We start from the raw sequence: 13,177 nt of genomic DNA, 5'->3' as shown, positions 1-13,177 counted from the left end.
TTACTCATGCCGCAGGGCTTCGATCGGGTCGAGACGGGCAGCGGAGCGGGCAGGATAAAGTCCGAAGATGATTCCGATGCCGACTGAAATCCCAAACGCCAGTGGCAAAGACCAGACGGCAATCTGCGGTTCCATCTCAAAGAAAATACGCCCCGCTTCCGAGGATGAGTCGGCCCCTTCGAGCAGGAACTGTTTCAACACCGATCGGATGACACTAAAGGCCAGCGGAGTCGAAAGGCCGAGTAACACACCGATCACACCACCCGTTCCCGAGAGCACGATAGTCTCGGTCAGGAACTGCTCGGTAATGTCTCGTTGCCGAGCACCCAGCGCACGACGAACCCCAATTTCTCGAGTTCGCTCCGTGACGGTCGCCAGCATGATGTTCATAATACCGATCCCCCCTACAACCAGACTGATGGCCGCGATGGAACCCAGCACCGCATTGAAGAGCAACCGGATTTGCCGCGCCTGTTCCAGGAGTTCCAGAGGAACAACGACGGCGTAGTCTTTTTTGCGAGCGTGGGTTTTCTCCAGAGTTTCCCGCACCACTTCCGAAGTCGCGATGACTTGCTCGGGATCATCGACCTTGAGCGTGATCTGGTTCAGCTCTACCTGTTCTGCAGAGAAGGAACCTGTTTGTCGCGCGACGATCAAGTCTCCCAAACGAACGAAGAATGTTCGCAGGGGAATGTAGATATCTTTGTTGTAGTCTTGACCGGAAAGCGATCCACCGATGGCGGCCGAGGCGGTTCGATCTTTGGTAATGCCGACCACTTTGAAGTAGTTATCGTCGACCCGGATTGATTTTCCGATGGGGTCCGAAAGTGGGAAAAGCGTGTCGGCGACTTCTCGGGCGATGACCGCCACATTCAGCATGTTGACCTGGTCCTGTTCGGAAATGAACCGCCCCCGTTCAACTTCCAGGTGGTTCATGCCAATGTACTCTTCCGTGCAACCGACAAGACGGGAATTCATTTCTTTGTCGAGATACCGTACATGCTGCTGACTTTCCCGGATGGGAACCGCGCTGACGACAGTAGGAATGGTTTTGATCAAGAGATCGTAGTCAGATCGGAGGAGACCGTATTGAAGTACGCGGCTACTTGAATTCGATTGCTGCGTTTCGGCAGGGGGTTTCACCGAGATGATGATGATATTCGTCGCTCCCAGCTCCAACACCTGTTTTTGGGCCTGAAGACTGGCTCCTTCGCCGATGGCCAGCATGGCAATTACGGAAAACACCCCAAACACGATCCCCAGCATCGTTAAGCCGGAGCGCAACTTGTGCAGCATCAGGCTTTTTAATGCCGATCGAACTGTGCGGATTGTGTTATTAGCAATCATGATTTAATCAACGGGATAAGATATCGAATCGGCTATCGCGGATTCTCAGCTCAACCCGGAAAGACTCCTTCTCCGGCTACAAGACCGTCCTTCATAAAGATTTGTCGTTTGGCTTCCCGGGCGACGGCATCTTCATGGGTGACCATAATGATTGTCTTACCTTCTTTGTTAAGCTCACCCAGTAGTGCCATGATCTCCGCTTCCGTTGCCGAGTCGAGGTTTCCTGTCGGTTCATCGGCAAGGATGATTTCCGGTTCATTCACCAGGGCTCGCGCGATGGCGACGCGCTGTTGTTGCCCCCCGGAAAGTTGATAGGGGCGATGTCCCAGTCGATCACTCAATCCGACACGACCGGCCAATTCCTCGCAATGGGCGGTATCCTTAGCGTTGATGGCTGGATAACCAGGCCGATACGCCAGCGGCATCGCAATATTTTCCAGCACGGTATATTGCGGAATCAGATTGTACGATTGAAAGATAAATCCAATCATCTGGTTTCGTTTGAAGGAAAGATCATCATCCGATAGCTTCGCTACATCGGTACCACCAAGATAATATTCTCCATGTGTCGGACGGTCGAGCCCGCCCAGCAGGTTCAGCAGTGTACTTTTCCCACTACCGGACGATCCCATGATGGCGACGTAATCCCCACGCGGAAACGTCATCGATACACCCCTCAGCGCTTTCACCAGCACCGACCCCAGGTCGTAATGCTTTTCAATATTGATGAGTTCGGCTGCGTACTGCATGGAGGGCTTTGTCGGTGGGAATACTGGAAAGGAATAGCAGCAGGTTAGTTAGGCAATCATATCAGTAAAGATCGGGATTAATACGGGAATTATATTTACTCGGCACCGGCACCCGAAGTCATTTTTGCGAAGGCACTTTTTAGCTCGGATTGATCAATGAATCCATCGCTGTTGGCATCGATTTCAGTGAACTTATCGGCCATGCGCCCCGGAGCTTCTTCTTTAGAAATCTTCCCGTCACTATCTTTATCCATCTGGCTGAAGAATGCGTTTGTATCTCCTCCGCCAGGGCGACCTGATCCTGTATTTGCGGAAGCAGTATCCGATTCGCTTTCGCCCTTAGACTCTCCTTTGCCGCCCCCGTTCTTCTGGCGACCTTCGCCGCGGCGTTTTCCTTCTCCTTTACCCCCGGTATTACTTGCGGTCGAATTATTGTCGATGACTTCAATGACTTCGTCGACAGCCTCTGGTTCTTCAGCCCGTCGTTCCCGAGCTTTCAGTTCCTGAAAATCGCTGATCTCTTTTGCAAAGGCAGTTCTCGGATTAAGCACCACTGTCATGTTATCCGCGATGCCGTCCAGAACCTCGATCGCTTTTCCGTTCGTCTCTCCCGGGGAAATCTCTCGTCGTTCAGGTTTGCCATCCACGATTGTGTAGACGTAATAGTCACGACCGATAGAGACAGCGGCCTGGACTGGGATCTGCAGGACATCATTTTCCTGGGCGACGATAATCTCGATCTCTGCCGTCATCCCCGGTCGGAGCAAACGAATCTGCTCATCCGTTCCACTGATTTCGACTTCAGCGGCGTACTCTTTGAGGTTGGGCGACATCCAGCTGGAAGAGAGTGGAACGGAGGAAACGGTGCTGACTTTCCCTTTGAAGAGTTGGCCCGGCAACGCATCGACACGAATTTCCGCAGGGAGCCCGGCTCGCAGCATTCGGATGCGCGACTCATGAATTCGGGCTTCGACCTTCATTTTAGTCAAATCGGGAAGTTTGATAATGACCTGTCGCTCACGGACTGAAGTTCCTTCTTCAATTGATTCGCTCTCGTTGCGGCGACTGCTTGAGTTGTTGTAGATGACCTTACCTGCCTGCGGCGCTTTGATGATACAGGCCTCGATCTGCTCCTGATACTTTCTCAGTTTGTCCTCTTCGACCTTTAATGTCAGCTGTCGAGCTTCCAGTTCGGCCGTTGCCTGGCTTAACGCTGATTTGCCGGCACGTTCAACACGCACGCGTTCGCGTTCTGTCTCTTTGGCGTTCTCTTTGAGCTCTTTGATCGTCCGCTCATAAGTATATGTCTTCAGAACGTTCAGCTTACTTTTAGCGATGTCCAGTTTCAGCTGAGTATCGCTGACGGCAATGCGAGCGGTTTCGACTTCGTTTAACGTTTTATAACCTTTGCGCGACATCCGCTTCGCGAACTGATAGTCCTCTTCGGACTGCAACAGATTTTCTTCGGCCAACGTAATATTGCTTTGCAACTCGTTCAGCTCCTGGACGTAGTCTCCGTTTTCGTATTTGTCGAGGTCGAGTTCGGCCAGTTCGTAGTTGAGAAGTGCCTTTGATATATCACTCTCGTTCTGTGTCTCCTGGATCTCAACAGCTTCCTCAGCCTGATGCAGTTTAGACCGGGCATCGGTCAAGGTGATCTGCTGCTGTTGCTCTTTGTCGGCAATACTGGAGGAATCTAAAACACACACTACTTGACCCACTTCAACTTCGGTTCCTTCTGGAACGATGTCCAGAATGGTGGTTGTCCCTTCAACGTTGCTAGCCAGTTGGACGTTCGACTGCGACTCGAGTGTTCCCCGTTCGGCGATGGTAATCCGGAACGGTCCGCGACTCACCTGCTGAGTGATGAGCTCGCCATCCAGAGATTGGCTACTCTCGTTCCAGCCGCTGTAGGTCCAGACGCTGCCCCCCAGAATCAGAAGGACGATCACTGTGTAGCTCATTATTTTGATCATGTGTATTCTCACTCAACTCATGTGCCGCAGGAGTGGATTCGGAAGGGGAAGGATCCAGGAATGGGTTAGATTCAAAGGGCCTGACTTGAGTTGTCGCGTTTGGAGTCGTTTCATTATTTTCCGCAGTTTTGACATTCGCTGTAGGAAGCGATGTGTTCTTTAACTGCGAGGAGGCAGGTTGGGGTATGTCCAAATCAGAAACCAGTTTTACGTCAGCGGAGGATTCTTTTACCGAAGTCGTTTCCGAGTTTTGTTGAACCATTGGTGGTGGGAGTGGAGGCCCCTGAAGTAGATTCGGGGGAGAAGAACCAAGTCTGGTCGAATTACCCTGATAGAAGGGATCTTCCCAGACACCTCGTTCGTCTATTTCCATCATACCCATGTCACGGTAAATGTTAAGGCGATTCGTTTCGTAATTGATGAAGATTCCGATCAACTGGTTCTGCGCACCCAACACACTGTCGAGGGCGTTCAGGATATTTAACCCCTGATTCGGCGAAGGGTTCCGCGAATTCGCCAGTTCTACTGTAATATCGTACTGACGAGCGTTAATCCGCACTGACTGTCGGGCTGTTTCAAAGTTCTGCTGCAGCACCATCAGGTTTCGTTGGCTTTGTCTAACTTGTTGTTTGACACGATCTTCCAGCGACATGTAGTCTCGCTGAGCTTGTTGATAATTGATGAGTGATGCTCGGTAATTGTTACGTTCATTAATCTGATCCAAAGGTGCCGTAAATCCAAGCCCAATCCGGAAACTACTGAGGGAACCGCGGAAGTCGAATGGCCGAGTACCGACAGGTGTCCTAATGTCCCCCTCGGCCCTTACATTCAAAACTGCTTCCAGATTGTTCGCCGCGACTTCCATCTGCCGACGGGCATCCATCACTCGCGCCTTGGCATTCATCAGGTCAAGTCGGTTCGCTAAGGCATACGCAACGGCATTATTCATGGAAATGTCGAACGGCTCCAGCGAAATCAATTCGACCCGCAAACCAATCTGTAATACCTGGAGTGACTGCGAAATTCGAATCAGTTGTTGACGGATCTCTCCCAGTTGTTCGTAAATCAGTTCTAGAAGTTCTGGTGTCACTGAATCCTGTTCGCGATATTCAACCAACTGAACCTTCAGCTCTTTGAGTCGTTCCTTTTCAAGATCAAACGAACTTTTTTCATCTTCCAACAGTCTCAAGTCGCGTTCAACGTCCTGTTCCAAGCGGGGGAGATTCGTAACGGAGTTTGTAGAATTATTCGCTTCGGCGCGGCGAGTTTCAACTAGGGTCTTCACCTTATCTGCGTCAATCTCAACAAGGTCGATCGTTTGACGCTGCAATTCAAGAAAGACTTGCTCGAATCGATCCGCGACTTCGAGGTAATCGTCGATCGACGGACTTCCCTCCGGTTCCGGAATCATCGCGATCGAGTCCTTCAGTTCCTCGGTGGTGCCTGAAAGTGCTTCGTCGATCAGTTGGAACGGAATGATTAAGGATTTATCCAGTGTGATGCCAAAGTCCGTCGGTAAACCGAGCAACAGCTTGAACTGGTCCAGTGCTGTCTGGTAATTCTGTCTGGCCTGCCGGAGTGAGTTCTGAGAATTGACGAACCGGGACTCCAGCTGAATTAATTCGAGCGAAGTCTGCTCGGCCGTCTGTTGTTGAATCAGATCGGAAACAGCCGCTGCGAAGAGTGGGTTATCAGAGGTCTCTCTAAGAATCTTCATCTGCTCTGAAGTCATTTCGCCATTCCAGATCAGGATGAGCTGACGCTCGTCATACTCAATCTGATCAGCAACTTCAGGAGGATATACAATCCCCGGTTCAAGTTCCTTCAAGCGCGTGGTGAATCGATTATATTCACGGAGTTCTGAGGCAGCCCTTAATCGATCCAACTGATCTTCGAGAAGCTCGATGTTGTTCTCCAGGTTCGCGATGGTCTGTACCGTTTGCATCAAATCAAGATAACTTGAAACGATATCGGTAAAGAAAGTTTTTCGGAACCGGGCGAGGTCGCGTGTGCGATACAACACGATCCGCTCCTGCAACGTCAAGTTCTCCAGAACGACCTTCCGGCCTGCTCCACGTAACAGAGGCTGCACGAGTGAGTAAGAGAGTATCGAAGAGGTGTTCGTGGAGTTCTCACCGGAGAAGAGCCACAGCGTGTTATTCGCCAGTTCGACCACCCACTGCGCCCCGCTGGGCATCAGTTGGGATATACCAAATCGTGAGGTGGATCTCAGGCTATTCTGTCCATCTGGTATGGATTCATATTCGAGGTCGGTACTGGGTTCGCCGCCGAATCCAAGAAACCGAATATTAAATTGAAACCGTTCGAATGTAAGGTCGAGCGCGGCAAGGTAAAGGTTCTCGATTTCTGTTTGATATTCGCGTGAGTTGATCGTAGCCAGTTCAAGCGCATCGGTTAATGTCATGTTCGCAAGCACGGGAGGTGCTTCGCCCGGTTCCTCATCCGACGGACTTAGCTGATCCGGCGTGATTCCAAACTGATCGAGCCACTGCGGATTCTCCACTGTGAACGACTGTCCGAATTTATGCCAGCCTTCGTATCCGTGAATTTTGCCGTCATAGCTCATGTGCTCCATATAACGGTGTGCCGCAGGATCGTCCGGAGGCAGCGGCGGTTTGTCGGGATCGTAAGGTTCGTACAGACGGCTGTAAGGGCTGGGGGTGACGTCAATCCGTGGAAGCGTCCAACGGTAGTCTGTCATCTTGTTGACCAGCAATCGATACGATTCTTCATCGGCCTGCTTTCGCCAGAAGGAACGAGAGCACCCCGTATTGCATAAACTGATCAGGCAGATGACCAGCAGGCCATACAACACGGATTTTTCAGGAAAGTGTATGAATGCCTTCCCGTCTGGCCGCAGTACCTGATAATTCTGAAGATTGAACATGCCGATCCCGGTGATGAAAAGTTCCTGAGGTACACTGACCAATGCAGCGATTACCGCCTCAACAATCGCGACCTGATTGGTCAACCATTGGAGAGTGATTTGACGCTGCGAACAGTGCTGAAACCAGTTCGGCCGGTGAAGGCGACCGTAGAGATTGCCCGCTTAAACTTCATGGGTGGATCTAGAATTGATCTAAGCGGAAGCGTGAACATTGCCGGGCAACTTAAGCTGCCTGGGAAGATTCATTGCGGTCACTGGTAATCTGTTTGAACCAGGCTCCGGAAACACCTTCCAGTTTTTCATTCATTTCCTGGACGGCAGCGACCAATTCATGTCCATAGCTCAGTTGAAGTTTCTCCAACAGAACACGCATACGCATCGCGTGGCAGTCTTCGATCCGTTTGAGCAATTCACGACCATGATCTGTTAAGACCAGAATCCGTTTACGGCGATCCTGCTTGGAACGCAGTGGATAAATCAAGTCGCTGTTCTTCATGCGTTCGATCAAAGTACTGACCGAAGATTCTGATTGCTGAAGTTTGTCAGCCAGCTCCGCCTGGGAACACCCAGCCTCTTTTGTCTGGTTGATAAACTGAAGCACTGTATAACGCACTTCATTGAGATCAAATTCATTGTAATGCTGCTGTAACAAACCACGCAGTTTCTGGCTTATCTCCAGCAGATTATCGACAAGCCGAGCTGCCGATTCATCTCGGGGATCCTCCGGACGAGTCACCGGTTCGTGGGACACAATGTGTTCCAATACGGCCTCATGAGAGGTTGGCTGGTGTAACTGTACTTTCACCGGTGGATTGATCGGTGTTACAGAAGGAATCGAATCGTCGGCTGCAAAACGAAAATCGGTCATAGAACCTTACTCTCGCAAAACTTCAGGTATTACTTCTGGAGCGAAGGCCGCCCTCAAAAGCGTTAAAATCGTTACTCCTTAACTTTATATTCGGCCCTCAATCGTCTGCGCCTTAAGCAAATCTCATGATTGAATTTCGTTTTGAAGAAGTCCTTTCACACCTATGTTCTACGCGTGCCTTTGTATCGCGCATAAAAAACTCCAGGCTATATGAAACATACAGCCTGGAGTTTTTGTTGATTTAAAATGTATCGCTTAACGAGAATTAACCTGCTTTGCGAAGCGACGATTCCTGTTCGAGTTCGGCATGAATCAAGGCGCCACGAGAGACAACATACAGTGATTCCGAAACAACGCGAACGCGATTGATTTCAATGGGAAACGGTGTGGTCAGCAATGTTCGCTCAATCATTTCTCTAATACCTGGCAGCCGGGATGGTCCACCGGAAACAGCCATCGTCATTGGCTGAGGAGAATTCAACACGCGAGGAATCAGGCTGAAGTTTTCACCTGCCTGGGTGAATAACTCTTTGAGCATTTGTGTATAAACTTCTTTCAGAATCAACTCACCTTCTGTGCTCGGGTTAACGAAAGCACCGGTGTGTGATTCTTTCCAGTTACGAACGCGTTCCGTTTTCAGGTAACGATGCCCACGCGAATCGAAACCGATGTCTTCGTTCGCTTCAGCAAGTTGTTCATCAACCCAGTTCGCTCCCAGGGGCAATGTATACCGGGCAACCTCTTCGCCATGATGAGCGAGGCTCATTGTGCAGGAACCGGCGCCCAGGCTGAGTCCGATTCCGTTAAAGGATGTTTTTACCATCTCCGCCAGAATGATCGCCATGCCGGAGCTGATGATCAACGGTTGGTATCCTAAATCACGAATGGCGGCAGTGATTAATTTCCGGTTCACATTCGTCGCAGGCAATACGACGGCACAGGTTTCCTGAGCATACCGTGGTTTGTCCAGGATCGATTGAATCAATGCCTGCAACACCTCGGCGGAAAGAACCGCTTCGTCAGAGCGACTCTTGGCTTCGGTAAACAGAGAGAGTGAGGATGTCTGAAACATCTCTCCGTAGTGAGAAGCCGCATCGCCCATTAATACGATCTGCTCTTCTGCAGTCGAATAGGGAATCTTCAAGTTGTTCAATAATTCGCGACGCGTTTCGCTGCCATCCATGACGGCGAACAATCCACGACATTTTTTGGCGATCAATTGATTCCCCTGCCGTCGCAGCGACTTCAGGGTATCAGTTCCCACATCGAGAGAAATACTCATCTTGATCCAAGCTCCATGTCCAGTAGTGTAAGGGGGGGATTATTTACCGGATCCGAAATGACTGTCACCACCTTTGTGGATGGTATGATATGCCTGGTTAGCAGGCCGTCCGCTGGCAGGTCGAGAAGAATCGGGACGATCAGCGACCGGACGCGATTGTTCTGTACCTACGTTAGCTGTAACTTTCTCGGTCGACTTCCGGTTGACCTTAGCTGCCTGACGGAAGTGAGGCCCCTGTAATTCTGTGGAGGCCGGGTCGATTCGGAACGATTGTCCGATACCGGGTAGATTGAATGTCCGGGAGATCACCATTTCTTCTTCCTGAACAGGCAGGAAATCGTTGATCAAGGCATCAATCTGCAACTCTTCTTCGCGTCGTGTTGAAGCAGCGAACATTTTCTTTTTCTGTTCGACCTTCTGCCGGTACTGAGCCACTTTAGGGTCGTGAATATTGTCGAGCATATTAGGTCGTTTAACAGGTTGCCGCTGAGGAGCGAGCTTCTGTTTGGTTTTGGCCGTTTTGACCGGAGCTGTTGATCGCGTGTTGTACAAGTAGAACCCAAGTACAGAAGCAATCAGGATGACCAGCACCGAGATCACCCAGAGCGATGCCTGACTACGAGCCTTGGGAGCCGAAGCCTCTGCCAGTTCCAGGTCATTCTCTGCTAACAGAGAATTAACGGGTGCAGCAGGGGTGTCATCAAAGGCAGGAAGGCTGTTCCCATTGCGGGCCAGCATGGCTTCCACGTCAACCAGATTGGAACCTTCACCGTCGTACATACCTGCTCCTTCGGGAGGAGCAGCCAGCATTTCTACCGGAGCTTCGACCTGTGCAGTGACCATCGGTGCGGAAAACATTTCTTCTTCCGGGGCAGGAGTCGGCTGGTCAACGAAGTTGGGAGCGTTCATCATCGGCGGTGCAATTGTCGAAGCCGATTCTGCAAGACTGTTGGGATACGCAGATTCGTCCTGGTATTCTGTCATCAGGTTGCTTTGCGGTACGTCGGTACGACTTTCTTCATGGGGATTGGTTGCAACCCGAATTGGTTTATGAGTCTGTGTCAGTTGTTCAATCGATTCCGAATTCAACTGTTCCAGATGAACCAAAGTCGGATCGAACAGCAGAATGGTTCCCGAGGGCAATGGCTCCGTTGCGACCATGTGACCGGCGGCAGTTCCTTCCGGATTTTGACGGGAACGGAGTACTATAATCGCATTCTTTTCAACATTTTCCTGTGGGATCCCCAAGTGCTGAGCCAGGCTGAGAACGTTTGCCTGACTGGCATCGACTTCGGCATGAACCGGACGGCCGATCAAGTTGGCGAGGATCAATTTGACTTTGCCATTCGCAGCAGGTGCGGCAGGTTGATGAACTGTTTGTTGAATTGCAGGGCGGATGGACTGAAAGACGACCAAATCACCCGGATGGACGATTTCGTCCGGTGATTCAACAATGTGTGATGACTGAAGCAAAGGCAATGGTGGACTCTGAGCCGATGGGCGCTGCATCTGTGGTTCGATTTGATCCCGCGTTAATGGGCGTACAATCGCCGCGTTGGCAAGCCCTGCTTCACCCGCTTTATTAATTAAATCCTGGACAGTGACTGGCGAGTGCTCGAACTCGTAAACGCCAGGCTTCTGAACAGATCCGCTGACGGAGTAGTAGGCAAAGGACGGGCTTTTCGCTTTGGTAATCGGAGTCGAAGTTTGTTCCAGAGGGACAAATTGCGGACCGGAAGTGGCTTGCTCCTGAGCAATAATCCAGCTGCAGGGAGTTGCCATTACCAAAAAAGCGAGTAACAGTCGTCTCAGAATCATGACGAGGAATCCATTCATCGCGATCAATTCGGGGTCGAATCTCTTGATTTTGCTAAAACAGAAAAATCAGGAGAAATAGTAAAGTGCGAAAAGTCCATTCTTCATGCACCTGTGAGACTCCGGCACGCAGACAGAGCCACACAATACGACTATTCGGCATATTCGTACCAAAAAGATCAATCAAACTTGGTTTGATAACCAAATCGAATTCATTCCGATGTCAAAACAGCAAGACGGCATAAACAAGGAAGCTTAGTTAGAATGGGAAAAGAAGTATTGGTGACGCACCCAATGCGGTTTGATGTGCCCGATCGTCGCGTTACGTACCCGGAAGCTTTCTGGGTTAATTCTTTCTTCGAATTGAAAGAGCCGTTCCCGAGCAAGGTCGCTGGGACTACTTCTGGCAAACTGGGTAATTCTCGACTCGAATTCTACTTCAGTCAGTTCTCCTCCAACCTGGTAAAAATCGTAATGCAAGGCCCTGTAGATCGCCAGTTGGGCTTTAATGCTCAGTGGAAATGAGTCAGAGGCATTAGCCTGGAGATCCGTCATCAGATAAGAAAGTTCCGTGGATGCGGCTTTGGGCATTTCCACAGTGGCACAGTAGTGCTCGCGCACGGGTGATAAAAGACGTTGACGCTGTTCGGAAAGCACCAGGTCGTCAACATAAACTGGCTTGCTAATGAATTCTTCATCAATGAACCGTAATTCATCGATCCAGGTACGCAGTTCGACATCGATATCCTCCCCACGAGTCCGCTCTTGTTTTCCGATTTTTTCAGACTTGAAAAGTTCGGACAGAGAAATATATTCCTCTTGAGTTTCCAAGGTTCGCGCTCGTGCGACTTGAGCCGTCGCCTTTCGCTCCCTCCATCTCAACAGGTCTCCAGTCACATCACTATAGGTAGCAACATCTTTGGTAAAGGATTCCGATTTGGCTGCCAGTTCCTGCATTGCAGGTTCAATAGGAGCCACCAGTTCCTGGTCTTCAATCAGAGCGAGGAGCCCCGTTAGCGCCCCAAGGTACTCGCGGTACAATGTTTCGGCTTCGATTCCGGAAACTCGAACGGCGTCTTTCTGAATCGCCTGAGCAATTCCTTCAATGGCAGTCGCCATAAACTGCCGTTGGCTCTTCATCATTATTTCCAATGACGTTTTTATCTGGGGATTCGAAGAGAGGTGAGAAACCTGAATACCCACGTACTTGAGAGCCTCCACTTGAGCCTGCTTGATCCGTTCTGTAAACAGTTCGACCCATTCTGGGCCAGTGACTTCGCTGTTATCCCAGACAACTCGACCATTTTGTTCAATGTTTACCAGAGAGTCATTCATACTTTGAAGAACACTCGGAAAAGCCGGAGTATGCTGTTCGCTCAATTGGGTGAGGATCTCGTCCGCTTCCTGCCGGAACCACTCGTTAATTTCTTCATTGTACTCAGGTCTCAATTCGAATATTTGTTTGAGAACAGGATCTTCCACTTTTTCGTCCGGATACCAGCATAAGTAACGCCACACTTCGAGATAGATTCCGTGGATGGTCTCATCCAGATCTCTCCACTCCTGGCGTTTAATCATGGCCTGTAATTTCTTAACTTTACTAGCCTGCTCTTTCACAACTTTCTTCAGCCGGCTTTGCGTCTGCTCGCTGTAAAGCTGATCCTTCACATTAGGAATCTCAAGATAATCTCGAATGAACCTCAGGAGAGTTCCTTTGGCATCACTTGAAACCAAAAGAAAATGACGAGCACAGGGTTCTCCGAATTGTCCCAGCTTTCCTGCGCAGAAGGTAAGCTCCTCCACCATCACATACGCTTCACTCACCTCGCGGGGGGACACCACGGAGATATCACCAATCGCTCGTGCGTCTTCGATTTTCTTCGTGACCATCAGAATAATATCGATCGCGTCCCTGGATCGCTCCCAGTAATACTGGCTCATTTCTTCGTCACGGACTTCATAGAGCTGAGTAGGGTCCTGCGTCGAGGGGCCTGCAATTAGCGTCGAAGAACAGGTGAGCAATCCCAACAGTAGACCACTGTACAAGAGGCTCGATCGGTAATGGATTGAATGTATAAAGTTCATATCTGACCCACTGAAGGATAAATCCGGAATCGGAAGAGATCGGTAGATTTGATGAAGTTGGCCGCGCCCGGTGTGAATAAGGAGGGCTCAGAAACAGGCCAGACATAGAATATCATCATAATGGAGGTGATGGGAAAACGCAGGAAC

Annotated in this window: 8 protein-coding genes; all 8 read right to left on the bottom strand. The window is 50.3% G+C overall.

What is annotated here, in order from left to right; translation table 11 throughout:
* A complete protein-coding gene (locus Pla110_RS01780; RefSeq protein WP_144992609.1) occupies window positions 1-1,347 on the bottom strand; it encodes an ABC transporter permease in 1,347 nt (448 codons plus the stop codon).
* Between the two features lie 50 nt (window positions 1,348-1,397).
* Complete coding sequence (locus Pla110_RS01775; RefSeq protein WP_144992607.1) at window positions 1,398-2,096, bottom strand: ABC transporter ATP-binding protein; 699 nt, start codon at window positions 2,094-2,096, stop codon at window positions 1,398-1,400.
* Window positions 2,097-2,191: 95 nt separating this feature from the next.
* A complete protein-coding gene (locus Pla110_RS01770) occupies window positions 2,192-4,060 on the bottom strand; it encodes an efflux RND transporter periplasmic adaptor subunit (protein ID WP_197440440.1) in 1,869 nt (622 codons plus the stop codon).
* A complete protein-coding gene (locus tag Pla110_RS01765) occupies window positions 3,987-6,980 on the bottom strand; it encodes a TolC family protein (protein ID WP_144992603.1) in 2,994 nt (997 codons plus the stop codon). The genes Pla110_RS01770 and Pla110_RS01765 overlap by 74 nt, the downstream gene beginning before the upstream one ends.
* A gap of 223 nt (window positions 6,981-7,203) precedes the next feature.
* The gene (locus Pla110_RS01760; RefSeq protein WP_144992601.1) at window positions 7,204-7,848 is read right to left on the bottom strand and encodes a MarR family winged helix-turn-helix transcriptional regulator; all 645 of its coding nucleotides are present in this window, start codon (window positions 7,846-7,848) and stop codon (window positions 7,204-7,206) included.
* 265 nt (window positions 7,849-8,113) lie between these two features.
* Window positions 8,114-9,130, bottom strand: coding sequence for a disk-shape morphogenesis protein volactin (locus tag Pla110_RS01755; protein ID WP_144992599.1), 1,017 nt, complete (start codon window positions 9,128-9,130; stop codon window positions 8,114-8,116).
* 39 nt (window positions 9,131-9,169) lie between these two features.
* Window positions 9,170-10,948, bottom strand: a complete 1,779-nt coding sequence (locus Pla110_RS01750) for a hypothetical protein (RefSeq protein ID WP_144992597.1) — start codon at window positions 10,946-10,948, stop codon at window positions 9,170-9,172.
* A 252-nt stretch (window positions 10,949-11,200) separates the two neighbouring features.
* Window positions 11,201-13,030 (bottom strand): hypothetical protein, encoded by a 1,830-nt coding sequence (locus Pla110_RS01745; protein ID WP_197440439.1) that lies wholly within the window; start codon window positions 13,028-13,030, stop codon window positions 11,201-11,203.
* Window positions 13,031-13,177: the final 147 nt, after the last annotated feature.

Source organism: Polystyrenella longa (assembly GCF_007750395.1).
Taxonomy (GTDB): domain Bacteria; phylum Planctomycetota; class Planctomycetia; order Planctomycetales; family Planctomycetaceae; genus Polystyrenella; species Polystyrenella longa.
The sequence above is the reverse complement of the archived record's forward strand: the minus strand, read 5'-3'. Positions and strand labels throughout refer to the sequence as shown.